24 protein-coding genes, 1 riboswitch and 1 other annotated feature are annotated in these 25,077 nt (G+C 35.2%); of the genes, 21 read left to right on the forward strand and 3 right to left on the reverse strand.

Annotated features, from left to right (window positions below; all coding sequences use genetic code 11):
• Positions 1-16 precede the first annotated feature (16 nt).
• The 6 genes from BN1372_RS03875 to BN1372_RS03900 all read left to right on the forward strand — a co-directional run bounded on the left by BN1372_RS03875 (position 17) and on the right by BN1372_RS03900 (position 7,431).
• On the forward strand, positions 17-607 hold the full coding sequence (locus BN1372_RS03875) for an undecaprenyl phosphate transporter UptA (RefSeq protein ID WP_062197546.1): 591 nt from the start codon (positions 17-19) through the stop codon (positions 605-607).
• A gap of 347 nt (positions 608-954) precedes the next feature.
• Positions 955-2,550 carry a malate synthase A gene (aceB, locus tag BN1372_RS03880; RefSeq protein WP_062197547.1) on the forward strand — a complete coding sequence of 532 codons (1,596 nt, stop codon included), beginning with the start codon at positions 955-957 and terminating at the stop codon, positions 2,548-2,550.
• Between the two features lie 44 nt (positions 2,551-2,594).
• Positions 2,595-3,878, forward strand: a complete 1,284-nt coding sequence (gene aceA / locus BN1372_RS03885; RefSeq protein ID WP_062197548.1) for an isocitrate lyase — start codon at positions 2,595-2,597, stop codon at positions 3,876-3,878.
• Between the two features lie 274 nt (positions 3,879-4,152).
• Positions 4,153-5,124 (forward strand): magnesium/cobalt transporter CorA, encoded by a 972-nt coding sequence (gene corA / locus BN1372_RS03890; RefSeq protein ID WP_062197549.1) that lies wholly within the window; start codon positions 4,153-4,155, stop codon positions 5,122-5,124.
• A 55-nt stretch (positions 5,125-5,179) separates the two neighbouring features.
• Positions 5,180-5,312, forward strand: a riboswitch (cyclic di-AMP (ydaO/yuaA leader).
• 99 nt (positions 5,313-5,411) lie between these two features.
• Complete coding sequence (locus BN1372_RS03895) at positions 5,412-6,065, forward strand: potassium channel family protein (protein ID WP_062197550.1); 654 nt, start codon at positions 5,412-5,414, stop codon at positions 6,063-6,065.
• A 7-nt stretch (positions 6,066-6,072) separates the two neighbouring features.
• On the forward strand, positions 6,073-7,431 hold the full coding sequence (locus BN1372_RS03900) for a TrkH family potassium uptake protein (RefSeq protein ID WP_062197551.1): 1,359 nt from the start codon (positions 6,073-6,075) through the stop codon (positions 7,429-7,431).
• 13 nt (positions 7,432-7,444) lie between these two features.
• On the opposite strand, the gene BN1372_RS03905 is transcribed toward BN1372_RS03900, so the two are convergent.
• Positions 7,445-8,743 carry a hemolysin family protein gene (locus BN1372_RS03905; RefSeq protein WP_062197552.1) on the reverse strand — a complete coding sequence of 433 codons (1,299 nt, stop codon included), beginning with the start codon at positions 8,741-8,743 and terminating at the stop codon, positions 7,445-7,447.
• 303 nt (positions 8,744-9,046) lie between these two features.
• Here BN1372_RS03905 and BN1372_RS03910 point away from each other — a divergent pair, with 303 nt between their 5' ends.
• Positions 9,047-9,217, forward strand: a complete 171-nt coding sequence (locus tag BN1372_RS03910) for a twin-arginine translocase TatA/TatE family subunit (protein WP_062197553.1) — start codon at positions 9,047-9,049, stop codon at positions 9,215-9,217.
• 92 nt (positions 9,218-9,309) lie between these two features.
• Here the strand turns inward: BN1372_RS03910 and BN1372_RS03915 are convergent, their stop codons facing one another.
• The gene (locus BN1372_RS03915; RefSeq protein WP_154662971.1) at positions 9,310-9,471 is read right to left on the reverse strand and encodes a hypothetical protein; all 162 of its coding nucleotides are present in this window, start codon (positions 9,469-9,471) and stop codon (positions 9,310-9,312) included.
• 169 nt (positions 9,472-9,640) lie between these two features.
• On the opposite strand from BN1372_RS03915, the gene BN1372_RS03920 reads away from it, so the two are divergent.
• The 3 genes from BN1372_RS03920 (at position 9,641) to BN1372_RS03930 (ending at position 13,019) form a co-directional block, all read left to right on the forward strand.
• Positions 9,641-10,348 (forward strand): VIT1/CCC1 transporter family protein, encoded by a 708-nt coding sequence (locus BN1372_RS03920; RefSeq protein ID WP_062197555.1) that lies wholly within the window; start codon positions 9,641-9,643, stop codon positions 10,346-10,348.
• Between the two features lie 49 nt (positions 10,349-10,397).
• Positions 10,398-10,608, forward strand: a binding site (T-box leader).
• 6 nt (positions 10,609-10,614) lie between these two features.
• Positions 10,615-11,769, forward strand: a complete 1,155-nt coding sequence (gene proB / locus BN1372_RS03925; protein ID WP_082418940.1) for a glutamate 5-kinase — start codon at positions 10,615-10,617, stop codon at positions 11,767-11,769.
• Between the two features lie 2 nt (positions 11,770-11,771).
• Positions 11,772-13,019, forward strand: coding sequence for a glutamate-5-semialdehyde dehydrogenase (locus tag BN1372_RS03930; RefSeq protein WP_062197556.1), 1,248 nt, complete (start codon positions 11,772-11,774; stop codon positions 13,017-13,019).
• A gap of 71 nt (positions 13,020-13,090) precedes the next feature.
• Here the strand turns inward: BN1372_RS03930 and BN1372_RS03935 are convergent, their stop codons facing one another.
• Positions 13,091-13,846, reverse strand: coding sequence for an alpha/beta hydrolase family protein (locus BN1372_RS03935; RefSeq protein WP_062197557.1), 756 nt, complete (start codon positions 13,844-13,846; stop codon positions 13,091-13,093).
• Between the two features lie 328 nt (positions 13,847-14,174).
• Between BN1372_RS03935 and BN1372_RS03940 the strand changes: the two genes are divergently transcribed.
• The 11 genes from BN1372_RS03940 to BN1372_RS03990 all read left to right on the forward strand — a co-directional run bounded on the left by BN1372_RS03940 (position 14,175) and on the right by BN1372_RS03990 (position 24,952).
• Entirely contained in the window at positions 14,175-14,804 is a 630-nt protein-coding gene (locus BN1372_RS03940) for an FMN-dependent NADH-azoreductase (protein ID WP_062197558.1), read from the forward strand.
• Between the two features lie 122 nt (positions 14,805-14,926).
• Positions 14,927-15,124, forward strand: a complete 198-nt coding sequence (locus tag BN1372_RS03945) for a hypothetical protein (RefSeq protein WP_062197559.1) — start codon at positions 14,927-14,929, stop codon at positions 15,122-15,124.
• A 122-nt stretch (positions 15,125-15,246) separates the two neighbouring features.
• Positions 15,247-15,567, forward strand: coding sequence for a phasin family protein (locus BN1372_RS03950; protein WP_062197560.1), 321 nt, complete (start codon positions 15,247-15,249; stop codon positions 15,565-15,567).
• Positions 15,568-15,570: 3 nt separating this feature from the next.
• Complete coding sequence (locus BN1372_RS03955) at positions 15,571-17,253, forward strand: ABC1 kinase family protein (protein ID WP_062197561.1); 1,683 nt, start codon at positions 15,571-15,573, stop codon at positions 17,251-17,253.
• Between the two features lie 74 nt (positions 17,254-17,327).
• A complete protein-coding gene (locus BN1372_RS03960) occupies positions 17,328-17,951 on the forward strand; it encodes a flavin reductase family protein (RefSeq protein ID WP_062197562.1) in 624 nt (207 codons plus the stop codon).
• Positions 17,952-18,002: 51 nt separating this feature from the next.
• The gene (locus BN1372_RS03965) at positions 18,003-18,458 is read left to right on the forward strand and encodes a pyridoxamine 5'-phosphate oxidase family protein (RefSeq protein ID WP_062197563.1); all 456 of its coding nucleotides are present in this window, start codon (positions 18,003-18,005) and stop codon (positions 18,456-18,458) included.
• Between the two features lie 172 nt (positions 18,459-18,630).
• Entirely contained in the window at positions 18,631-19,254 is a 624-nt protein-coding gene (locus tag BN1372_RS03970; RefSeq protein ID WP_062197564.1) for a TVP38/TMEM64 family protein, read from the forward strand.
• Positions 19,255-19,361: 107 nt separating this feature from the next.
• Complete coding sequence (locus tag BN1372_RS03975; RefSeq protein ID WP_062197565.1) at positions 19,362-19,562, forward strand: hypothetical protein; 201 nt, start codon at positions 19,362-19,364, stop codon at positions 19,560-19,562.
• Positions 19,563-19,564: 2 nt separating this feature from the next.
• A complete protein-coding gene (locus BN1372_RS03980; RefSeq protein WP_062197566.1) occupies positions 19,565-20,083 on the forward strand; it encodes an endolytic transglycosylase MltG in 519 nt (172 codons plus the stop codon).
• 173 nt (positions 20,084-20,256) lie between these two features.
• On the forward strand, positions 20,257-23,724 hold the full coding sequence (gene addB / locus BN1372_RS03985) for a helicase-exonuclease AddAB subunit AddB (protein ID WP_062197567.1): 3,468 nt from the start codon (positions 20,257-20,259) through the stop codon (positions 23,722-23,724).
• Positions 23,714-24,952 (forward strand): UvrD-helicase domain-containing protein, encoded by a 1,239-nt coding sequence (locus BN1372_RS03990; protein WP_062197568.1) that lies wholly within the window; start codon positions 23,714-23,716, stop codon positions 24,950-24,952. The genes addB and BN1372_RS03990 overlap by 11 nt, the downstream gene beginning before the upstream one ends.
• Positions 24,953-25,077: the final 125 nt, after the last annotated feature.

Here is a 25,077-nt window from a genome sequence, read left to right on the forward strand (position 1 = left end):
AAGGCTGGGTTTTGATATGAAAGAATTTATTATGACGGTTTTGATGTGGCTTGCTGATTTAGAATATTTTGGAATAGCTATTGGACTAATGATCGAAATCATTCCGAGTGAAATTGTATTAGCATTTGGTGGATATATGGTTTCCATTGGTAAAATAAATTTCATTGGGGCAGTCATCGCTGGAACGATTGGGGGCGTGATTGCCCAATGGTTTATTTATTGGATGGGGTATTACGGAGGGAGACCTTTTTTATTGAAATATGGAAAATACATATTTATTAAAGAAGAACATATTAATGTAGCAGAAACGTGGTTTCAACGTTATGGAGTAGGTGTTATTTTTACAGCTCGGTTTGTACCAGTTGTAAGACATGCGATTTCGATTCCGGCAGGGATTGCCAAAATGCCGTTTGGAAAATTTACGCTTTATACGACACTTGCCGTTATTCCGTGGTCTATCTTTTTTATTTATTTAGGACTGACCCTCGGGGAAAACTGGGAAAATGTAAAAACCATTGCTGCTCCTTATGTAAATGTGCTTGCTACCATCGTGATTGTTGGATTAGTATTTTATTTTGGCTGGAAAATGATAAAAAAGAATAAATAGTTTTCGCAACGGAATGGCGCAGTTTTTTTGTATAAAAGACTGCGCCATTTCTATTAAAATAATAGATAAAAACAATTTTTTTGTATTAATTTGTATTAAATGGTTCACAAATAAAAAAATGTATGATATGTTGTATAACAGAGGATGTTCTATAACACTTCTAATCTATATTGTTATGCATCAGTGTGATTTAAATGTTGTTAAATCAATGTGTACATTATATTTTCTAAAGATTTAAAATTTTTAGAAAAAAGTTGTTGCATAACACAATAAACTGTTATATATTAAATGTAATAATACAACATTGTTTTATAACAGAAGGGGTAAAAAAAGAAAGGGTGAGGAGGATGAGCGTGAAATTAGACGGTATTGAAGTACTTGGTTCTATTAAACCAGGATTTGAAGAAATTTTAACAGAAGATGCACTTCAGTTTGTCGCTTCGCTTCAAAGAAAGTTTAATGGTACACGTGAACAACTTCTTGAACGTCGTCAAAAACGTCAACAAGAAATTAATCAAGGGAAACTACCAGACTTTTTACCAGAAACAGAGCCTATCCGTAATGGAGATTGGACAATTGCTCCGTTACCGAAAGACTTACAAGATCGCCGTGTAGAAATTACCGGACCAGTCGATCGAAAAATGATTATAAATGCTTTGAATTCAGGGGCAAAAGTATTTATGGCAGATTTCGAAGATGCAAACTCTCCAAACTGGAATAACAACATTCAGGGGCAAATTAACTTACGTGATGCAGTAAATCGTACGATTACTTACACAAATGAAAGTAACGGAAAAGAATATCGTTTAAACGATGAAATTGCAACACTTGTTGTTCGACCACGTGGGTGGCACCTTCTTGAAAAGAAAGTATTAGTGGATGGTAAACCAATCTCAGCAGGACTTTTTGATTTTGGATTATACTTTTTCCACAATGTTAACAATCTATCGAAAAAAGGAACAGGTCCATATTTCTATCTTCCGAAAATGGAAAGTCATCTTGAAGCTAGACTTTGGAATGAAGCATTTGTTTTTGCACAAGATGCACTAGGTATTCCACAAGGTACGATTAAAGCGACAGTATTAATCGAAACGATTATGGCTGCTTTTGAAATGGATGAGATTTTATATGAATTACGTGAACACTCTGCGGGATTAAACTGCGGACGCTGGGATTATATATTTAGTTATCTGAAGCGTTTACGCAATCAACCAGAAGTCATTTTACCTGATCGCGATCAAGTGACAATGACAGTTCACTTCATGAGAAGCTATTCGCTTTTATGTATTAAAACATGTCATAAACGAAATGCACCAGCAATCGGTGGAATGGCTGCGCAAATTCCAGTTAAAGGTGATGAAAAAGCAAATGAAGAAGCATTTGCTAAAGTAAGAGCAGATAAAAAGCGTGAAGCAACAGATGGGCATGATGGTACATGGGTAGCACATCCAGGACTCGTACCTGTTGCAAAAGAGCAATTTGATGAGCATATGTCAACACCAAATCAAATTGATCGCAAACGCGAAGATGTTCAGGTTACTGCAAAAGATTTATTGCAAGTACCAGACGGAACGATTACAGAAAAAGGGTTGCGTACCAATATTAACGTTGGGATTCAGTACATTGAATCTTGGCTTCGGGGGCAAGGGGCGGCTCCAATCAACAACTTAATGGAAGATGCAGCAACTGCTGAAATTTCTCGTGCACAAGTATGGCAATGGATTCGTCATAAAAAAGGTATTTTAGATGATGGACGCAAAGTAACGATGGAAATGTTCCAAAAATATCTAGGTGAAGAGCTTGAAAAAATTAAGGAACAATTTGGTCCTGAATTAACTGCTCAAAGCCGTTTGAAAGAAGCGTCTGAAATTTTCGAAAAATTAATTGTTAGTGACGATTTCATCGAATTCTTAACAATTCCGGGGTATGAATACATCGATTAAACATCGGTGATAGGTTACGCATATACGAAAGGGGACAATTCATAATGACACAATTATCACGTGAAGAACAAATTCGTCAATTAGAAGAAAGCTGGGAAAATGATGAGCGCTGGAAAGGGATTGAACGTACGTATTCAGCAGAAGATGTAGTAAACTTACGTGGATCTTTAACGGTAGAGCACACATTAGCTCGCCGCGGTTCTGAAAAACTTTGGAACTTACTTCATACAGAAGACTACATTAACGCTTTAGGTGCATTAACTGGTAACCAAGCAGTTCAACAAGCAAAAGCAGGTTTAAAAGCAGTATACCTTTCTGGTTGGCAAGTTGCTGCTGATGCAAACTTAGCAGGACAAATGTATCCTGATCAAAGTTTATATCCAGCAAACAGCGTTCCAGCTGTCGTAAAACGTATTAACCAAGCGTTACAGCGTGCAGACCAAATCCAATGGTTAGAAAAAGAAGGAGATACGGATTACTTCTTACCAATCGTTGCAGATGCGGAAGCTGGTTTCGGTGGTCAATTAAACGTATTTGAATTAATGAAAGGTATGATCGAAGCTGGAGCTGCAGGTGTTCACTTTGAAGACCAATTAGCTTCTGAGAAAAAATGTGGTCACTTAGGTGGGAAAGTATTAATTCCAACGCAAAACGCAATCCGTAATTTAACAGCAGCTCGTCTTGCAGCAGACGTTTTAGGTGTACCAACAATCGTGGTTGCTCGTACAGACGCTGATGCAGCTGACTTAATTACAAGTGATATTGACGAAAGAGATCGTGAATTCATCACAGGCGAACGTACTTCGGAAGGATTTTTCCGTACAAATGCTGGTATCGATCAAGCGATTGCTCGTGGTTTAGCGTACGCTCCATATGCTGACTTAATCTGGTGCGAAACTTCTAAACCATCTCTTGAAGAAGCGCGTCAATTTGCGGAAGCAATTCATGCAAAATACCCAGGTAAAATGTTAGCATATAACTGCTCACCTTCATTTAACTGGGAAGCAAATCTGGACAAAGAAACAATCGAAACATATCAACAAGAAATCGCGAAAATGGGATACAAATTCCAATTCGTTACACTTGCAGGATTCCATGCGCTTAACTACAGCATGTTCAAACTTGCTCGTGGTTACCGCGATCGTGGTATGGGTGCTTACTCTGAATTACAACAAGCTGAATTTGCTATGGAGCAAGATGGATATTCAGCAACTCGTCACCAACGTGAAGTTGGAACAGGTTACTTTGACGAAGTAGCACAAGTAGTAACAGGTGGAACTTCATCTACAACAGCTTTAAAAGGTTCTACTGAAGCTGAACAATTTTAATCGTAACAATTTTTCATTGGTCAAGTTTTTAAAATTTTATTGAATATGAATCTTCTTGTTTGTCGCTTCATCTTCTCTATGTAGGAAAAGTGGTATGGTATGGATAAGAGCTTAATATATATTTTTTCCCTAGCACCGTTTGCTAGGGATTTTTTTTGCTTTTGAATATAGAAAAAGGATATAAAAGAAAAATAATAAAGTTTCTCTAAAGGATATTTATCTGCAAGAAGGGAGAGTGTTATACTTGTAGTAGAAATGAAAAAGGGGTGAAAGGATGATCAAATCTTATTTTTATGAGCAGGAAACGAATCGTATGCATCATGATATTGATTTGCAAGATATTCCTGACTATTTACATTCCAAAAGTGATTTACTTTGGATTGACTTATACGACGTAAAACTAGAAGAATTAAAACGAATAGCGAAGATTTTTAACTTTCACCCATTAGCGATTGAAGATTGCCTTCACGATAGTCCAAGAGCTAAAATGGATGATTACGAAGAGTATTATTTCTTTGTGTTTCATGCACTCCGATATAATGAAGAAAGTGATGAAGAAATTTCAACTGTGGAACTAAATGTTTTTTTAGGACCAAATTATGTTGTCACGATACATAAGAAAAAGTTATTCGGTTTAGGGAAAATTGCAGCGGTTAGTTTGCATCATCCTCGTTTTTTAGAAAAAGGAGCAGATTATCTTCTTTATGCGATGATTGATAGTATTACGGATGAATATTTTCCAATCTTAGATCGCATTAATACACGGATTGATGAATTAGAAGATGAAATGTACGAACGTAAAAACAAAGAAGTAACCGAAGAATTTTTAGCGTTAAAACGAACGATTATTTTAATTCGTCGGGTGATTTTGCCACAACGACGGATTTTTTCGAATAGTAATGGAAAGTGGCAATTTGAAATGACAGAATCGAACGTTCCGTTTTTTATCGATTTAATTGATCATTTAGAACGAATTGTTGATTCGACAGAAACATGTCGTGATCTCGTGAATAGTGCCCTAGATACGTACTATTCTATCGTTAGTGCAAATCAAACAGAGAAGTTAAATATTTTAACGATGATTTCCACGATTATGTTACCGTTAACGTTTATAACAGGATTTTTTGGGATGAACGTTCCTCTCCCATACCAAGATTCTCCATGGATGACAGTCGTTATTTTTACGATATTAGGAGCTCTGACGTGGATGATGTATCGTTTCTTTAAAAAGAAAAAGTTTTTATGAATAGGTTGACAAGCAAAAAATACAAGAGTAAAGTATAGCTACAAAAATAGTATATTGCCTTAAATCGCTGAATCATTTCAGAGTGAGCGGGGGAACCAATTTTTGGGGTGAATTTATCATTTGTATAAAGGGGAAACTCTCATTCCCTAATCCGACAGCTAACCTCGTAAGCGTTATAAAGAGAGAAGGTTTCTGAAAAAAAGGACCGTTTCTTTGAATCGGTCTTTTTTTGTCCCTCATAAGGCAACAATGGTTGGCTTACTTCAAATGTGAGGAGATTGGATAACATGAAAAAGCAAATTGCAGTCATCGGTTTAGGTCGTTTTGGCGGGACCGTGTGCGAGGAACTACAAAAATTAGGCGTAGAAGTATTAGCGGTTGATACCAATGAACAAAAAGTAAATGAATATGTTTCGATTGCTACGCATGCTGTTACGGCGCAAGGAACAGACGAAAAAGCGTTAGAAGCATTAGGTATTCGCAATTTTGATTGTGTCATTGTCGCAATTGGAGATGATTTGCAAGCTAGTATTTTAACAACTTTATTATTAAAAGAGCAAGGGGTGAAAGAAGTTTGGGTAAAAGCAAAAAATGATTACCATGATAGAGTCTTGCGTAAAATTGGTGCAGATAGGATTATCCATCCTGAACGGGATATGGGAGAAAAAATTGCGCAGTATATTTTATCTGATAACATTATGGATTTTATTGAACTTTCCCCTGAATATAGCATTGTAGAAGTAGTTGCAATGAAACGTGTAATAGGAAAAACCCTAGCAACATTAGATTTTCGGGCTAAATATGGATGCAATATTATTGCCATTAAACGAAATGATAAAATGATTGTTTCACCAACAGCGGATGAAGTAATCAAAGAGGATGATCTGTTAGTCGTCATAGGAGCAAATAAAGATATTGCACGATTACGTCGAGAAGGATAAGAGAATCATGAGACGACAACAAACTGTAAAACATGTACAAAATAAAACATTACCATTTAGTCCACCGCAAGTTTTAGCGTTAAGTTTTTTCTTGTTAGTGATGATAGGAACGATGGTATTAAAATTACCGTTTGCAACGAAAATGCCTGTTTCCTGGTTAGATGCATTATTTACGGCTATGAGTGCAGCGACGGTGACAGGATTAAATGTAGTAGATACCGGAACAACATATACTTACTTCGGACAGTTCGTTATTTTAGCACTGATTCAAGTTGGTGGTTTAGGAATTATGTCGTTTGCTTTATTAATTTTTATCACGTTAGGAAGAAAGATAGGGGTAAAGCAAACGATTATTTTTCGTGAAGCACTAAATCAAACGTCTTTTCAAACGATTTTACCGTTAGTAAAAAGTTTATTTTGGTTTTCTATGATTGTTGAATGTAGTGTAGCGGTAGTACTACTTTTTCGCTTTGTTCCGGATTATGGTTGGATAAAAGGGAGTTATTATAGCATCTTTCATAGCATTTCTGCTTTTAATAATGCAGGATTTTCCCCTTTTCCAACCAATCTAGTAAGCTATGTAGGGGATCCTATTGTAATGATAGCCATTACGACTGCGATTATTTTAGGAGGACTTGGTTTTCCGGTTGTAATGGATATGTTGGAAAAAAGAAAGTTTAGAAAATTAATGATTCATTCTAAGTTAATGATTATTGGTACAATATTTCTTAATTTGTTTGCGATGATTACATTGTTTTTTTTAGAATATACGAATCCACAAACGTTACAATCACTTCATTCTTTAAGTGATAAATTATGGGCTGCTTATTTTCAATCGGTAACGTTGCGGACAGCTGGATTTAATACAATTGACATTCAAAGTGTGACAGAATCTTCTGCAATTTTGATGATTGCGCTTATGTTTATCGGTGCTGGTAGTACATCTACGGGCGGGGGGATTAAGCTCACGACGTTTATCGTTATTTTGTTAAGTGTGATTACTTTTATTAAAGGAAAAAAAGAGCCTGTGATTTTTCAACGTTCGATTAAAGAAAGTGTGATATATCGTTCGTTAGCCATAAGTGCTGTTAGTATGATGTTTATTTTTATCGCACAATTTATTTTAGGAATAACAGAGAAGGTAAGTTATTTACGCATTTTATTTGAAGTGGTATCTGCCTTTGGGACGGTCGGATTATCTATGAACGTAACGCCAGAATTATCGTCTATTGGACGGATTATTATTATATTTCTGATGTATATTGGAAAAATTGGACCATTGACGCTAATCTATTCGTTAACAAAACAAGACGACAGGAACAAAGCGAATATTCATTATCCAGAAGGGGATATCTTTACTGGATAAAAAATCATCCCTTTCAAGGTTGAGGGATGATTTTTTTTGTTACTTTTACTTTTTTTATTTGATGCCCTTCTGTTTCCATTACCTCAAATGTAACATTTTCGTATGGAAGCACTGAACCGACATCTGCATCAACGTCTTCTGCCAATACCCAACCACCGATTGTATCAAGTTCGGAGTCGTCCAAATCTAAACCGAATAAATCGTTTACTTCAGAAATAAGAACTTTTCCATCTAAAACGGTTGTGGAAGAATCAAACTTTTGAATCATCGGTTGTTCGTCAAAATCAAATTCATCACGAATTTCTCCAACAATTTCTTCTAAAATATCTTCTACTGTTACAAGCCCAGCTGTTCCACCGTATTCATCAACTAAAATAGCCATATGAATCCGTTCTCGTTGCATTTGAACAAGTAAATCCTGAATAGGAATCGTTTCAATTACTTGAATAATTGGACGGATGAAGTCATGTAATGAAGCATTTTTATTCGAAATATACCCGGTAAGTACTTCTTTAAAGTTCACTAAGCCGATAATGTTATCTTTATCTCCTTTTGCAATAGGATAACGTGTATATTTTTCATTTTTCATGATTTCAAAACATTCATCAAGCGATGTGCCTTCATAAAATGCTGTAATTTCTGTACGCGGAACCATGATTTCTTTTGCAATACGATTATCAAATTCAAAAATATTTGTTACATATTTATATTCTGATTGATTAATTTCCCCGCCTTCTAGACTGTCAGATAAAAGTAATCGCAATTCATCTTCTGAATGAACCGCTTCGTGTTCTTTCGCTGATTTTAATCCCAACATCCTTGTTAATAAAATGGCGGAACCATTTAATAACCAGATAAATGGATACATTACTTTAGCGAAAAAAATAATCGGTTTTGCTACGATTAAACTAATAGCTTCTGCTTTTTGAATCGCAAAAGTTTTCGGAGCTAATTCACCTAAAACGACATGTAAAAAGGTAACTAAAAAGAAAGCAACAGCAAAAGATAATGTTTTATTTACACCTTCCGGTAAGTTCATCCATTCGAATAAAGGATGAAGTAATCGTTCAACAGTAGGTTCACCTAACCACCCAAGCCCTAGAGCTGTTACCGTAATTCCTAATTGACAAGCAGATAAATATCCGTCAAGATTTTCTAAAACTCGTTGTACTGCTTGAACATTTGTATTTCCGTCTTCAGCCAGTTGATCAATTCTTGATTTTCGGACTTTCACAATTGCGAATTCGGTTGCAACGAAAAAAGCCGTTAAAATGATCAAGATAATAATAATTAATATATTAGTAATAAGCACTATTTTATTTCCTTACTCATGATAGTAAGGAATTCACCTCCCATATGGAATAAATAATATAATGGAATAAAGCAGAGTGCTACTAACATAATAGTCTAGACTGAAGTAACAATTTTAACTGAAAACATCTGTCAAAAATGAGCCTGTCGTAGTTCATTTTTCACCTCATAAAAAAGATTATATAAGTTATATTTTACTTTATTTTAAAATAGTACGTCAAATATTTTCTGATTATTGTTTGCCCATAAAATGAATTGCATGATATAATGATAAAAGTTTAAGAAAAAAAGAGGTGAATCCAACGTGTCATTAGGATTTGGTGAAATCTTTTTAATTGTAATGGTAGCATTATTAATTTTTGGACCAAAAAAATTGCCGGAGTTAGGTCGTGCTGCAGGACAGACATTGCGGGAATTTAAACAAGCGACGCATGGGATTATATCTGATGATGAAGATACAAAAAAAACAAAATAAAAAGTTGCGGAAGGGATTTCGCAACTTTTTATTTTGTTTTTTTATATATGTAGGCAACGACAGAATAAGCATGCTTCCATCGTTGAGGGTTATTATGATTTTACTCGACTCATTGTTTTTAATTGTTCATATTGTTCTAACATTTCTTTACGTAGTTTAATTGCTTCGTGAGGAGTCGTGCAATTTTCATATTCTAACCATAAAGTCATCAATGACTTAGCTTTTTTACGAGAAAGATTATACACACGATTCAAAATTACATCCCCCCATATCATTTTTAAAGATAAGTTTCATCATACCATACGTTACTCCTTGAATTCAATTATACATTATGAAAACGTTTTATTCAAAATGTATGTTTCATCACGCAAATTTTGGGTATATTTGATTATAAGTTAATTATATGAAAGAGGTGGATGAAAAATGCCTCAAACACCACATATTGAAAAACATTTCCAAGCTTCTGATTCTGTTCGAGACGTAGTAATCGGAATGGCCGATGGTTTAACGGTTCCATTTGCGCTTGCTGCAGGGTTATCTGCGGGTCTTGCGAATACACAAGATGCTACAACGATTATTTTAACAGCAGGGGGAGCAGAAATCGTAGCAGGTGCTATCGCAATGGGACTAGGCGGTTACTTAGCTGCTAAAACAGATGCGGAACATTATGAAGCGGAGTTAAAACGTGAGCATGAAGAAATTGTGAATCTTCCTGAACGAGAAGCAGAGGAAATCCGAGAAATATTCCGTGAGTATGAGATAGAAGAGCAACATATTGAACCAATTATTCAAAAACTACAACAAAAGCCAGATAAATATGCTGATTTTATGATGAAATATGAATTAGGTTTAGAAAAGCCGGACCCGAAACGAGGATTAAAAAGTGCGTTAACGATTGCTCTTTCTTATGCTTTCGGAGGAATGGTTCCTTTATTGCCATATTTCTTTATGCCGACGCCTAAAGAAGCACTAGGTGTTTCTGTGATTCTAACATTAATTGTATTGTTTATTTTCGGTTTCATAAAAGGAAAGTTTACGGGTGCAAAAATGTGGAAAAGTGGAATTGAAACTATGCTTGTAGGTGGGCTTGCGGCTGGTGCTGCCTTTTTCCTAGCATCGATACTCTCTTAAGTCCCTTGACAAATTCGTCTTTTTTTAAAATAATAGCAAGTAAGTTAATAAAATTGCGAGGAAAGGGCCAAGTAAATAATAGACATAGAATGTTAGAGAGGAAACTCATCGGCTGAAAGGTTTCTCATTCTACTATTTTTGAACCTACCCTAGAGCAAGTTAAGGAAACTTAACCGTATGTCTACGTTACAGACATAAGAGTGGATGTTTTTACATCAACAAAGGTGGTACCGCGGAGTATAAAGTCTTCCGTCCTTTTTAGAAGGATGGCAAGGCTTTTTTTATTTTATAAAAAGGGAATGATGATGATTTTAAAACGACGGATTGTAGTTAAAATAGGAAGTAGTTCATTGACAACGCCACAAGGTGAATTAAGTAAAGAAAAAATAACAGAGCATGTGAAAGCTATAGCGAAGTTAAGAGAATATGGGCATGAAGTAGTCCTTATTTCATCAGGGGCAGTTGCTGCTGGTTTTGGGGAACTTGGATATCTGAATAGACCTGTGACTATTTCAGGAAGACAATCTGCTGCTGCCGTTGGGCAAGGATTATTAATACAAGCATATGCGGAAAAGTTTCGCTCTTTCCATATTGTCGTAGGACAATTACTCGTAACGAGAGATGATTTTGCCGATAAAAAACGGTATTCTCATATTCATCAAACATTATCAGAGCTTCTTAGTCGCGGAGCTATTCCGATTATTAATGAAAATGATTGTGTTTCCATCGACGAATTAACGTTTGGAGATAATGATATGTTATCCAGTTTAGTTGCGGGATTAATTCATGCAGACTTTTTAGTCATTTTAACCGATATTAATGGCATTTATGACGGAGATCCACGTAAAAATGAACAAGCGAAAAAATATCACTTTTTACCTCGGATTACAAAACAATTAGAACAACAAGCTTCCGGTGCTGGAAGTAAAGTCGGTACTGGTGGAATGCGATCAAAAATTGAAGCCGCTAAAACGGCTCTTTCCCTTGGTGTGAATTTATTTATTGGACGCGGGGAAGGGGAAAATAAGCTAGTAGATATTTTACTCGGTAAAGGAGATGGCACATATATCGGGTATCCGAATCAAACATCAATTACGAATAAAAAGCAATGGATTTCGTTACATTCGGTCGTTTCTGGGCAAGTAGTGATTGACAAAGGTGCAGAAGAAGCGATTCTTGGACATGGGAAAAGTTTATTACCTGCAGGAATTATCCAAGTAGATGGTGATTTTCTTGCTGGTGAAGTTGTCGAAATTATCAATCAAAAAGGGGAAGTAATCGGAAAAGGAGAAGTTCATTATTCTTCCACCGAATTAAATATGATTAAAGGATTAAAAAGTGAAGAAGCGAAAAGTATGACAAATCGTACGGAAACAGTCGCAATCCACCGGGATGGATTAATTATTTTGAAAGGGGAATGAATATGGGAGAATTACTGACAAAAGCAAAAAAATTAAAAGATGTGACGCAACAGCTTGCTGTATTAACTACAGAACAAAAAAATGAAGCATTACAAGCGATTGCCGATGAATTAAGAAACGAAAAAGCATTGATTTTAACAGAAAATGAAAAAGATGTAACAGCTGGAAAAGAAAAAGGTTCGACAAAAGCGTTGCTTGACCGGCTGGCGCTAACAGAAGAACGCATTGAAGCGATGGCTAGTGCAATGGAAGATTTATGTAAACTAGATGATCCAATCGGGGAAGTGTTAGAAGCGTGGAATCGATCAAATGGTTTATCGCTAAAACAAGTGCGTGTACCACTTGGTGTAATTGGGATGATTTATGAGGCTCGTCCGAATGTAACAATTGATGCAGCTAGTCTTTCTTTAAAAACAGGTAATGCTGTATTATTGCGCGGTAGTTCTTCTGCTATTTATTCAAATAAAGTATTAGTAAAAGTAATTCACCAAGCACTAGAAAAAACAGATGTTCCAGTAGATGCGGTGCAATTATTAGAAGATACTAGTCGTGAAATGGCAAATGAAATGTTTAAATTAAATGATTACCTAGATGTATTAATTCCACGAGGTGGTGCTGGTTTAATTAAATCCGTCGTACACAATTCATCGATTCCTGTTCTTGAAACAGGATCTGGAAATTGCCACGTGTATATCGATCAATCAGCGCAAAAAGAGATGGCCATCGCTATTGCAGTAAATGCTAAAACACAACGTCCGAGCGTATGTAACGCAGCAGAAACTATCATCGTACAAAAAGATTGGGCAAAAGAACATCTTCTAGAACTTGTGGCAAGTTTGCAAGAAAAAGGGGTAGAAATTCGTGGAGACGAACAAAGTCGTCAACTTGTGCCAGAATTAAACGTTGCCACGGAAGAAGATTTTGCGGAAGAATTTTTAGATTTAATCGTTGCTTTCAAAACAGTCGACGATGTAGATGGGGCAATAAAACATATTAAAATGTATGGAACAAAACATTCTGAAGCAATCGTTTCTGAAACAGCAGAAAACGTTGCGAAATTCTTTAATTATGTGGATGCTTCTACCGTATATCATAACGCATCGACACGATTTACTGATGGTTTTGAGTTCGGATTTGGTGCAGAAATAGGAATTAGTACGCAAAAATTGCATGCTCGTGGTCCAATGGGATTAAAAGCATTAACATCAACAAAATATATTGTAGAAGGAAATGGACAAATTCGTTCCTAACATAAGAAACGCTGTCACAATGTGTGGTGACAGCGTTTGTTTTTTTAAGGGAAGAAGGCGTAATACCTAATTCAAGCTATAGCTTTGACAGATGATAACCATTTTATGGTTCGTTCATATAAGTATTGTTGATGAAAACCATTAGAAAATGTATGATTGGCATTTTCTAAAACAACAGTCTCTACTTTTTCTTTTCCGTATTGTAACCCATGAAGAAGTGGGATATCTTCATCGTCACTTCCATGAATTAGAAAGGCTTTATTTTGATACGTTTTTACCGTTTCGAGCGGATGATAGTTAGCTAAGCTTTGGAAAAAAATCGTGGGTAAGGAAAAACCAAAGTAATCCGTTTCACCGCTTTTTAGTGCTTCTACGTAACGTTGTTCTCCGACGATGGAAATAATGTTGGAAAATGGATAAGCTACCGGTGCCCAAAGTGTAATCGTATCTGGATTTAAAAGAGGTGCCAATATACTCGTCACAGCACCTCCTAAACTATGACCAATCATATGAATCGAAACAGGATTCAATGTTTTTTGGATAAATTGATACACTTCTTTAGTTTGATCTAATAAATCATCAAATCCATTTTTTACGTATACTCCTTCACTTTCTCCACAACCGAGGTAATCAAAACGAACAATTGTATAGTCATATGATTCAAAAAAACGAGCTGCTTTTACGAATAATCGATCGACGCCAACTCGATTTCCGATAAATCCATGGCAAATTAAAATGACACGTTTATTCGTAAAATCTCCTTTTTGCTGATGGATAGTAGTAGCAATATGCCCGTTCGCTGTTTTTATTTGAATGAATTTTTCCATCTAAATACTCACCCCTTCACAGTAGTGAAATAAATGTTCTGTTAGTTGGTAATGTCATTATAAGATAGTCTATTTTTAAAGTCAATAATTCATATAAAAATAATATGAATTATTGACTTTAAAAAAACAAACCATTTGTGTATAAAAGAGAAGAAGGATAGACTGAGGATAATTAGCAACAGTATTAAGAGATGTGCTGAATAAAGAGAAGCAGCCTAAAAAAAATGTTTCAACGGTGGTAATAATAAAATAGTTGACTTGCATGGGTAACTAAATTATAATAACTAACGAAAAGTAAGTTAATATATTTTTGGGAGGAATTGAAAAGATGGCAAAATTATTATATGTAACAGCAAATCCAAAACCAATGGAACTATCTTATGGATTACAAGTTGGGGAGTACTTTATAAATGAATATAAAAAAGTAAATCCAAATGATACAGTAGAAACGTTTGATATTTACAATGAAAATGTACCATTGATCGACGGAACAGTTCTTAGCGCATGGGGGAAATTAGCAGCACAAGCAGAACTTACAGAAGAAGAAGCAAAAGCAGTAGGAAGAATGAATGAAATTTTAGAACAATTTTTAAGTGCAGATAAAGTAGTTTTTGCAACACCAATGTGGAATTTAAGTTTCCCACCTATGTTAAAAGCGTATATCGATAATTTAGTCATTGCAGGAAAAACATTTAAATATAATGAACAAGGACAACCAGTTGGATTAGTAGAGAATAAAAAAGTTCTTCATATTTTCTCTTCTGGTGGTGTGTATTCAGAAGGACCAGCGCAGTCTTGGGACTTTACAAATCCATTTTTACAAAGCATCTTAGCTTTTATCGGGATTACAGATTACTCTGTTGTTCGTGTAGAAGGAATGAATGCTTTTGCTGATAAAGTAGACGAAATTGTTGCAGCAAGCAAACAAAAAGTAGAAGAAGTTGCAAAAACATTTTAATGAAAATGCCCAACCATTTTTAAAATACGGTTGGGCATTTTGCTTGAATAATGATAAAATTGGGTAAGAATGTCAAGGGTTCATTTTCATCTAGTCGCGCCTAAAAGAAGGAGGCACCATTTGTGTCAAAGGAAGATCAACAACACATTTTTGAAATTATGATAAAGTTAATGAAACGAAAAGAGTATGGTGCTGCTCTTTGTTTTGGTATTGTTATGTTTCGAGATGATAGAATCCGTTTTTTTTATTACACACATTTATATTTACAAACATACCTTTGTGCTTCCTATATTTATTATACGTTAAAAAATAAGAAGTAAGATTGATGTATACATCAATTAGACAAATAATCATGGATTAACAAAGTATATAATTGGGAATTTTAATAGGAAGTAGCTATAATAAAGGTAATAATGGTTATACGAAAAAGGGAGGAATCGGAATGGTTAATGAATTTTTAAGAAAAGGCTTTTTAATGGGGCTAGGTTTTGCCGCAATGAGTAAAGAAAAAATGGAACGTTATATGGAAGACTTAGTGGTGAAAGGGCAAATTGCTCCGAAAGAAGCGCAAGAATTAATGGATGCTTACGTAAAAAAAGGCGAAGAAACGCAAACAGAATGGAAAAATCGTATGCAAATGGACATGGGTGCTTGGGCGAAAGAATTTGGTTTTGTATCAAAAGAAGAATTTGATGCATTACAAGCACGGGTGGAGCAAGTAGAAAAGAAACTAAGTGAGCAATCAGCAACAAAAGGAGAATAAACATTGGATAGAATAAAACGAATTCGTCATCTCCAACGATTTCGAGAAATAGCTGGAGCCTGTGTAAAGCATGGCTTTGGCTATTTTATTGAGGAAGTCGGTCTTTTTAACATGCTATCTTTTCCAAAAAAAATACTTTCGAAACAATATAGTGCTAAAGAGTTAGAATCAGCGGCAGTTAGACTGCGGTTGTTAATGGAAGAACTCGGTCCTACGTTTATTAAATTCGGTCAAATTTTAAGCACACATCCAGAAATGTTACCCCAACACTTTATTGAAGAATTTAAAAAATTACAAGATGATGTACAATCTTTTTCATATGAACAAATAAAAGAAACGATGGAAGTAGAATTTGGTGTTTCAGTAGAAGAACTTTTTGCTTCTTTTCAAAAAGAACCTCTTGCTGCAGCGTCTATCGGACAAGTTCATCTAGCTACTTTACCGACGGGTGAAGAAGTAGCTGTAAAAGTACAACGACCGGATATTAAACAAAAAGTAGACACGGATATCGATATTTTACATGAACTAATTCGCCTAGCAGAAAAACGGTTTGATTGGGCAAAACGATATCAATTACAAGATATGTTAGATGAATTTGACCGATCTATTCATGAAGAACTGAATTATTTAGTTGAAGCAAGATATACAGATAAAATGTTTCATTTAATGAGTAACGATGAACACGTGAAGATTCCTAAAATTTATTGGGATTATACAACGAAAAAAGTATTGACGATGGAAAAAGTATCTGGTGCGAAATTGAAGGAAGTAATGGAAAATAAAGAAAATATTTATGACCGAAAAGTATTGTCAGACGTACTCGTTAATTCTTTTTTGAAAAATGTATTGTATGATGGATTTTTTCACGGGGATCCACATCCAGGAAATTTATTTTTTCTTCCTGAAAATAAGGTGATTTTTATTGATTTTGGACAAGTCGGTCGTTTAAATGAGCGGATGCGGTACGGTTTTTCTTCACTTGTGATTGGATTAATGCAACGTTCGACTGATGCCATCATCAATGCATTAGAGGGGATTGTGTTATTTCCTATTACGATTAATTTTGATGATTTACGGATGGATATCGATGATTTACGAGATAAATATTACGATATTCCTTTTAAAGATTTACGACTCGGGGAAGCTATTAATGATTTATTAGTAGCTGCGCAAAAGCATGACATAAAAATCCCAAAAGATTTTACTATTTTAGCAAAAGCATTAGTATTAATTGAAGGGACAGCGGAAAAATTAAATCCAGAATTGAGTATTTTAGAATTAGCAGAACCGTTTGGAAGAGAGCTTCTTAGAGAAAGATTACATCCAAAAAATCGAATGAAAACATTATGGGATGAAAGTGTCGCATATAGTGAGCTTCTGTTTAGCTTACCAAAACAAATGAAAGGATTGTTAACAGAAATACAGCGTGGAAAATTAAAAGTAAATATGCACGTATCAGATACAGAAAAAATATTAATGAAGTTAGATCGAATTAGTAATCGAATTTCGTTTAGTGTGACGTTATTGGCCTTTAGTATTGTGATGGTTGCACTCATTATTGGCTCTACGTTCGGAAATACATCTTCCTTTTTAACGAAACTTCCTGCTGTTGAAATTAGTTTTGTTGTTTCCTTTATCATGTTTTTAGGATTACTCTGGTCTATTTATCGGTCCGGTAAATTTTAAGTATCTAATAACAATTCTTGACATAGTACGCTATAATAGGACTATAAGTGTGTTGGGAGAACAGGGGGAAAATGATGATATTTGATTCGAATGAACTAACTAGAGATAAAAATGCTGAACTGATTACAGGGTGTGTAGTTCCTAGGCCTATAGCTTTCGTAACAACTTTAAATCATGCAGGAAGAGTCAATGCTGCACCATTTTGTTTTTTTAGCATTGTAAGTATTGACCCGCCCATATTAAGTATTTCTTGTATGCGTAAAAGAGATGGGCAAATGAAAGATACAGCTTATAATATTTGGAAACAAGGAGAATTCGTCGTACATATTGTTGATGATATCCATTTACACGATTTAGTCGCTTGTTCGAAGGAATATTCGTATGATGTGAGTGAAATAGAAGAAGTTGGACTACATCTAGAAGAAAGTCACTTTGTTTCCGTTCCTTCTTTAAAAAATGCTAAAATTAAATTAGAATGTGAACTATATGATATGATTCCATTAAAAAATGACGACGGGAAAGCATCTGGGGAAATGCTTTTAGGTCGTGTAAAAGGATTTAATGTTGATAACTCTTTATTAGAGGGTGATCGAATTGTTCCAGAACGAGTAAAACCAATTTGTCGTTTAGATGGGGAACACTTTAGCCAAGTAACAGACATGTTTACGATAAAAAAATCACTTTATCAGCATTGTTAAATATATTTCTTAATAAGGTAGAAATAATAAAAAAGAAAGGGTTGATTGTAAATGGCAGAAAAAGAATTAATTACGAGACTATCGAATGAATTGAAAGATTATATAAACGAAGAACCATTAATTATTTTAACAACAATGGAAGCGGAGTCTAAAGCACCAAATATTGCTGCAATTTCTTGGGTAAAACCGACCGATGAAAAACATATTCGATTTGCAGTAACAAATAATTCACGAATCGTGACAAATATAAAAGCGAATCCAACGGTTGTATTTACAGTAATCGGATTAGAAAATGTGTTTGCGATTTACGGAAAGGCAACGATTGTAGAAGAAACAATGGGGAACGTTTCCTTAAAATTAGCTAAAATCGAAGTAGAAATTGATCGAATTTTTGAAAGTATGTTCTGGGGAGCAAAAATCGATCAAAATCCTACGTATGTGAAAACATATAATCCTGATGCAGCGAAGAAATTAGACGGAGAAGTATACGCAGCATTGTTAAAATAAAAGGTCTCCTATCAGTGGAAGATAATATTATGATTGTAAGAGGGAAGACTTAGGCTATTGTCTAGGTCTTTTTTTTACGAAAAAAACATGGAAACTTCAAATGAATAGTAGTAAATGTGGAGATAATAACGAATAATTATAAGATACTCTTCAAATGAGGGAGATTTTTTGGATGGACATGCAGACGTTGACAGAGTTTTTTTCACCAGAAAATATATATAATTGGATGGAAAAATATCGTTCTTTCGGACCGCTTCCTGGCATATTATTACCGATGGCGGAAGCGTTTTTCCCATTTTTACCTTTGTTTTTATTTGTTGCTTGGAACGCAAATGTATACGGATTATTTGTAGGATTTTTGTGGTCGTGGATGGGAGCGGTTAGTGGAGCGCTACTTGTTTTTTTTACGATTCGTTCGTTGCAACATATCCGAATTTTTCGTTGGTTACAAAAACAACCGAAAACTCAACACTTTTTACAATGGATAGAGGAACACGGATTTGGCCCGCTTTTTTTATTACTATGTTTTCCGTTTACTCCTTCTTCCATTATTAATATTGTCGCGGCATTATCAAAAGTAAGCATCTATCAATTTATTCTAGCTGTGATGTTGGGGAAAATGGTCATGATTTTTACGATTTCCTTTATCGGACACGACATCCGTTCATTAGTCAAACAACCAGTAGAATTGATTATGATGACTATTTTTATCTTATTTTTATGGTATATAGGGAAGAAAATTGAACAAAAATATGCTAAAAGACTTACCAAGAAAAATAAAAACAATGTCGAATAATATCAATGAAAAGTAGCTTTTCCTGCGTAAACATTGTACAATAAAAATTGTGTGATTTTGTAAATTGAAAATGTAATAGATAACGATACATAAAAGGAGTGACTAATATGCAAGTTGCGATTGTGTTATTATTTATCGTAGCCATCGTCTTACTAGTATTATCTTTTTTCAAAAAGGAAGATTTATCAGAAATTCATAATGAAATTGACAATGTGTCGATTCAAACATTCCAAGAGATTTATCAGTTGAAAAAACGTGTCAAAACATTAGAAAATGAAGTATTAGGTTCAGATGAAGAGAGGGTCTAAACATGTCAAAAAAAGAACTGAGAGGAATTGCAATAGGTATTTTAGTTGCAACTAGTCTGTTGGCATACTTTTTTTATTTTACTGATAGCGCGAAACGTGATGTGACAGAAGAAGATGTAAAAACGTATTTAGCGGCAAACGATAAAGTTGCAGTTAGTAGTAAAGAGTATGAAAGTTTGTTAGATGCAAAGCGTGTTACATTGACGAACGAACCAGCAACACCACAACCTGAAGCAAACAAACCAGCTGCAGAACCAGCACCTGCAAAAGAACCAGCTCAACCTGAACAACCAGCAGAAGAACAACTTTATTCAACTGTGTTAACGGTATCGGAAGGGACATCTATTTATGATGTTGCGGAGCGGTTAGAGAGTGAAAAAATTATCGCGGATCGAAAAGAATTAATTGATTATTTACAAACTAATGGATTGGAAAAGTATTTACAATTAGGAACATACGAATTAAATAGTAAAATGACCATTGAAGAAGTAGCAAAAACGATTGCTACTCCAAAAAGTTAAATAAAAAAATAGACGACACATGTACAAAACCACTGTACATGTGTTTTTTTGCTCATAACGGATAAAAATGATGGAAGACAGTCTTTTCCTGTTAAATGGAAGGAAGTTAGGGTATTATTTACACAGGAAAAAGAATCATAGAACTTTTGCCTGAAAAAGAAGGAGGGAGTAGGGTGAGCTTGCAATTTATTTTAGGTCGTGCTGGTACCGGAAAAACGACCTATTGTTTAGATGAAATAGCGAAAAAATTAAAAGAAAATCCACTTGGACCACCGATTATTTTCATCGTTCCGGATCAAATGACGTTTCAAATGGAATATGAATTAGCGAATCGTTTAGAACATGGGATGATTCGTGCACAAGTATATAGCTTTAAACGATTATCATGGAAAATATTACAGGAAACTGGAGGATTGAATTATCCACATTTATCTCCTTTAGGTGTAAAAATGCTTCTTCGAAAAATAGTGGAGCAACATCACAATGAATTAAAAGTGTATCGAAATGTATCAGATCAGCTTGGATTTTACGATCAATTATCGGAAATGGTCGTGGAATTGAAACGATATTGCGTAGATCAAGATACCTTATCGCAAACGATGCAGCAATTTGAACAACGTCCGGAAGCAAAATATCAAACAATGATTGAAAAATTACACGATTTACAAATCATTTATGATGCATTTGAAAAAGAAATCGACCACACCTATTTAGATACAGAAAACTATTTGCAATTATTAGCGAGTAAATTATATCACTCTGCATGGCTGAAAGAAGCTACTATTTTTTTAGATGGTTTTGATACGTTTACTCCACAAGAAATACTTGTGATTGAAGCATTCATGAAACACGCACGAAAAATACATGTCGCCCTTACGTTAGATATGAATGAATTAGGAGGAGTACCAAGTAAATTAGAACTTTTTTATCGTTCTAAAAAAACATATACTACGCTTTTGAACTTAGCCGAACAAACGAATATAGAAGTGGATGAAACGCTATCTTTTACGACTAATTACCGTCATAGTAAAACGCCGTCTTTACAACATTTAGAACAAAATGTGTATCAAATTCCGCTGGAAAAGTACGGAGAGACACCAGCGATTTCGGTTTGGGGATGTGTCAATCGCCGCATAGAAATAGAGTCGATTGCAAAAGAAATACAGCGTTGTATTCGGGAAGAAAACTATCGCTTTCGAGATATCGCGTTATTAGTACGGGAAGACAATGCGTACTTTGATTTAATTGAAGCAATTTTTAAAGAATACGATATTCCTGTTTTTATTGACCAAACTCGGTCGATGCTCCATCATCCGCTTATTGAATTCATCCGCTCGTCCTTAGAAGCAGTTTTACATCAATGGCGTTATGACTCGGTTTTTCGTGCTGTGAAAACAGACTTTTTTGTACCAGTCGAACAGTTTGGAAAGCGAAAATATTTTCGCGAAAAATTTAATCAATTGGAAAACTTCGTATTAGAACGAGGAATTTACGGAAAGCATTGGCAAAATGATGAGAAATGGAAATTATCTTTTAGTGGGCAACAAGAAGTAGAAGAATACCGTTCTTACATCGTTCAATCATTGCGATATTTAGAGAAAAAGGTAAAAAAAGCAACGAATGCGATAGAAATGTGTGAAGCGATTTATGATTATATGAATGAGTTAGATATCGTGAAAAAAATAAATATGATTCGGAAAGAAGCATATGACCAAGGCGAAATCGAGCTCGTCCGTGAACACGACCAAGTATTTAAACAACTAATGGATTTATTTGAACAACTTGTACTCGTACTACCAGAACAAAAAATGACCGTTTCATTTTTTGAAAAAGTAATGGAAGCTGGATTTGAGTCGCTTCGATTTGCATTAGTACCACCAGCAATCGACCAAGTGCTAGTCGGCAATATCGATCGTTCTAAATTTGCTAATGTGAAAGCGTTGTTTATTTTAGGTGTAAACGATGGTGTGTTACCGAAAAAAATAGATGGGGAAGGCATATTAAGTGATGAAGAACGAGTAATGTTAACGGAAGAAAATATCCAACTAGCCCCGCCGCGTTCTGAAGAATTATTAACAGAATCATTCGTTATCTATCAAACACTCACTACCCCGAAAGCTAAGTTGTATCTAACGTATCCGTTAGCTAATGAAGAAGGAAAGGCGATGTTGCCCTCTTTACTCGTTGGCCAATTAATGGAGATGTTTGAAGCGTTAACAGAAGAAATAAAACTAGATGACCCAGAGTTAGAAAAAGAACGAGAAGAATTACTTACGCTCGTAAATGAACGAAAAGCGTTATCTACGCTTGCTTCACGATTAAGTCAGAAGAAAAAAGGGTACCCGATTTCGGAGATTTGGCTAGATGTGTATAATGAAATGCTCGAACGAATTCCAGCGCAAACATATGCCATTTTAAGCAGTTTATTTTTTGAAAATAAGGAAAAACCGTTATCTAAATCAACTAGTGAACATTTATATGGAAAGCATTTGCAAGCAAGTGTAACACGATTAGAGATGTATGGAAGATGTTCATTTCAACAATTTGCAAATTACGGTTTACAATTAAAGGAACGAAAAATGTATAAATTAGAATCGATGGATATGGGATCGTTATTCCACGATTCGTTAAAAGATATTTTAGAAGTATGGCAAGTGAAAGAAGAAAAATTAGACCAATTAACAGAAAAAAAGTGTATGGAATTAGCGCAAGAAGTAGTAGAAAAAAATGCAGAAAAACTACAGCATCAAATTTTATATAGCTCGAATCGCTATAAATATATTAAACGAAAATTACAACAAATTGTCGGCCGAGCAACAAATGTATTGCGACAACAAGGAATGAAAACAGGATTTATCCCGCAAGCATTAGAATTACCTTTTGGAAAAAATGAACGTGTGCCAGAATTAGCCTATCCGTTAAAAAATGGGGCGAAAGTGGAGCTTTCTGGACGAATTGATCGGGTAGATGTTGCACAGCTCAATGATCAATATTATATGCGAATCATTGATTATAAATCCGGGAATCGATCTTTTGATTTAGTAGAAGTATATTATGGTCTGGCGTTACAGATGCTCGTTTATTTAGACGTAGTGGTCACACATGCCGAAAAATTAATCGGTCACTCGGCACTTCCAGCTGGATGGTTTTATTTCCGTTTACACAACCCGATGATTAAACTATCCCCGCCTGTGAACAATGAAAAACTACAAGAAGAGCTTTTAAAAGAGTTTAAGTTAAAAGGAATGATGATTGAAGAGGAAGCGGTGATTCAATTAATGGATGAAGGGTTAGAAGCGGGACAACAATCCTTTATCGTGCCAGTAGGAATAAAAAAGACGGGGGAATTAACGAAAAATTCAGCAACGATGACGTTGCATGATTATCAAGTTTTAAAACAATATACCGAGCAAATCATTTTAGAATATGCAGAAGGAATTACTGATGGCTGTATTGATATTGCACCTTACCGCTTAAAAACAAAAACACCTTGTACGTTTTGTTCCTTCCGCTCTGTGTGCCAGTTTGATAGTGGTATGGATCATAATGAGTACCGGACGTTAAGAACCATCAAGTCAGACGATCAAGTGTTGCATCGAATGAAAGAAAAGATAGAGGAAGGTGAATCACATGAGTCATGAAGCGAAGGTAATGTGGACAAAAGAACAAACAGCTGCGATTGAACAAAAAGGGAGCAACATATTAGTTGCCGCTGCAGCTGGTAGTGGAAAGACAGCAGTACTTGTAGAACGGATTATTCATAAAATTACAAAAGCAGACCCTCCTGTTGATTTAGACCGTTTATTAATTGTGACGTTTACAAATGCTGCTGCGCAAGAAATGCGGCAACGGATTGCAAAAGCAATTGAAGATGCGGTACAACAACAACCTGGTAACTATCATTTAAGAAGGCAACAAGCATTATTAAATAAAGCACTTATTTCAACACTTCATTCTTTTTGTTTACACGTACTACGAAAATATTATTATGTTATTGATTTAGATCCGAAATTTCGTCTCGGGGATGAAGTAGAGATTGCGTTATTGAAAGAAGAAGTATTAGAGGAATTGTTAGAAGAATATTACGGAAAAGAGGAAAACGACGATTTTTTCCGAGTGGTCGATATGTATAGTAGTGACCGCGGGGATGATTTGCTTCGCTCTATTTTGTTCATGATTCATACGTTTTCAAAAAGCCATCCGTTTCCTGATCAATGGTTAGAAGAGCAAATACAAGGTTATGAAAAAGAATATACATCGCTTCAAGATTTGCCTTACTACCCTCTTATAAAGGAGGATATTGGGAATCAATTAGAGCAAGCGATTGATGTTATGAAAAAAGGATTACAAGTAATTCAGGGTGATGACACATTTGAAAAATATCAACAATACGGAGAACAATTACTAGATGCTTTAGAGGAAGCAAAAGCTAGTACAAGTTGGGATCAGTATCGAGAAGCGTTGCAACGTTCATTCGGCCGTTTCCCGACGATTCGAAAATGTGAAAACAAACAGGCACAAGAGCAGTTTAAAATGTATCGAACAACAGCAGAAGACATTAAAAAGTCTTTGCTAGCAGATTATTTTTTAAGAAAAGAAAGCGATTATTTAAACGATTTGGCTACGTTACAACCAGTCATTCGGACGTTGGTTACGCTCGTGAAACAATTTGATGAACGATTACAAATACAAAAGCGCGAGAAAAACATGTATGAATTTGAAGATTTAGAACATTATGCGCTAAAAATTTTAGCCAAACAAGAATCAACAATCGACCATCTCGTTCCATCGGATATTGCGCTTACGTATCGGGATTATTTAGAAGAAGTACTAGTAGATGAATACCAAGACAGTGCGACACGTTACTAACGAAAAAGGTTAGTCACTAGCAAACATGCTAGGAGAACTAATAGCTTGAAGAGTCGAATGAAAGGGTAACGCCTTGAAAGGCTCTCTCTAATACTCCGAATAGCTGTTTATTAAGTAAGTAGTAA

Source organism: Massilibacterium senegalense, assembly GCF_001375675.1.
Lineage (GTDB): Bacteria > Bacillota > Bacilli > Bacillales > Massilibacteriaceae > Massilibacterium > Massilibacterium senegalense.

Coding starts and splice junctions, on each gene's coding strand:
- BN1372_RS03875 (WP_062197546.1), top strand. CDS start 17: ATGAAAGAATTTATTATGACGGTTTTGATGTGGCTTGCTGATTTAGAA.
- aceB (WP_062197547.1), top strand. CDS start 955: ATGAGCGTGAAATTAGACGGTATTGAAGTACTTGGTTCTATTAAACCA.
- aceA (WP_062197548.1), top strand. CDS start 2,595: ATGACACAATTATCACGTGAAGAACAAATTCGTCAATTAGAAGAAAGC.
- corA (WP_062197549.1), top strand. CDS start 4,153: ATGATCAAATCTTATTTTTATGAGCAGGAAACGAATCGTATGCATCAT.
- BN1372_RS03895 (WP_062197550.1), top strand. CDS start 5,412: ATGAAAAAGCAAATTGCAGTCATCGGTTTAGGTCGTTTTGGCGGGACC.
- BN1372_RS03900 (WP_062197551.1), top strand. CDS start 6,073: ATGAGACGACAACAAACTGTAAAACATGTACAAAATAAAACATTACCA.
- BN1372_RS03920 (WP_062197555.1), top strand. CDS start 9,641: ATGCCTCAAACACCACATATTGAAAAACATTTCCAAGCTTCTGATTCT.
- proB (WP_082418940.1), top strand. CDS start 10,615: ATGGCAAGGCTTTTTTTATTTTATAAAAAGGGAATGATGATGATTTTA.
- BN1372_RS03930 (WP_062197556.1), top strand. CDS start 11,772: ATGGGAGAATTACTGACAAAAGCAAAAAAATTAAAAGATGTGACGCAA.
- BN1372_RS03935 (WP_062197557.1), bottom strand. CDS start 13,846: ATGGAAAAATTCATTCAAATAAAAACAGCGAACGGGCATATTGCTACT.
- BN1372_RS03940 (WP_062197558.1), top strand. CDS start 14,175: ATGGCAAAATTATTATATGTAACAGCAAATCCAAAACCAATGGAACTA.
- BN1372_RS03950 (WP_062197560.1), top strand. CDS start 15,247: ATGGTTAATGAATTTTTAAGAAAAGGCTTTTTAATGGGGCTAGGTTTT.
- BN1372_RS03960 (WP_062197562.1), top strand. CDS start 17,328: ATGATATTTGATTCGAATGAACTAACTAGAGATAAAAATGCTGAACTG.
- BN1372_RS03965 (WP_062197563.1), top strand. CDS start 18,003: ATGGCAGAAAAAGAATTAATTACGAGACTATCGAATGAATTGAAAGAT.
- BN1372_RS03970 (WP_062197564.1), top strand. CDS start 18,631: ATGGACATGCAGACGTTGACAGAGTTTTTTTCACCAGAAAATATATAT.
- BN1372_RS03975 (WP_062197565.1), top strand. CDS start 19,362: ATGCAAGTTGCGATTGTGTTATTATTTATCGTAGCCATCGTCTTACTA.
- BN1372_RS03980 (WP_062197566.1), top strand. CDS start 19,565: ATGTCAAAAAAAGAACTGAGAGGAATTGCAATAGGTATTTTAGTTGCA.
- BN1372_RS03990 (WP_062197568.1), top strand. CDS start 23,714: ATGAGTCATGAAGCGAAGGTAATGTGGACAAAAGAACAAACAGCTGCG.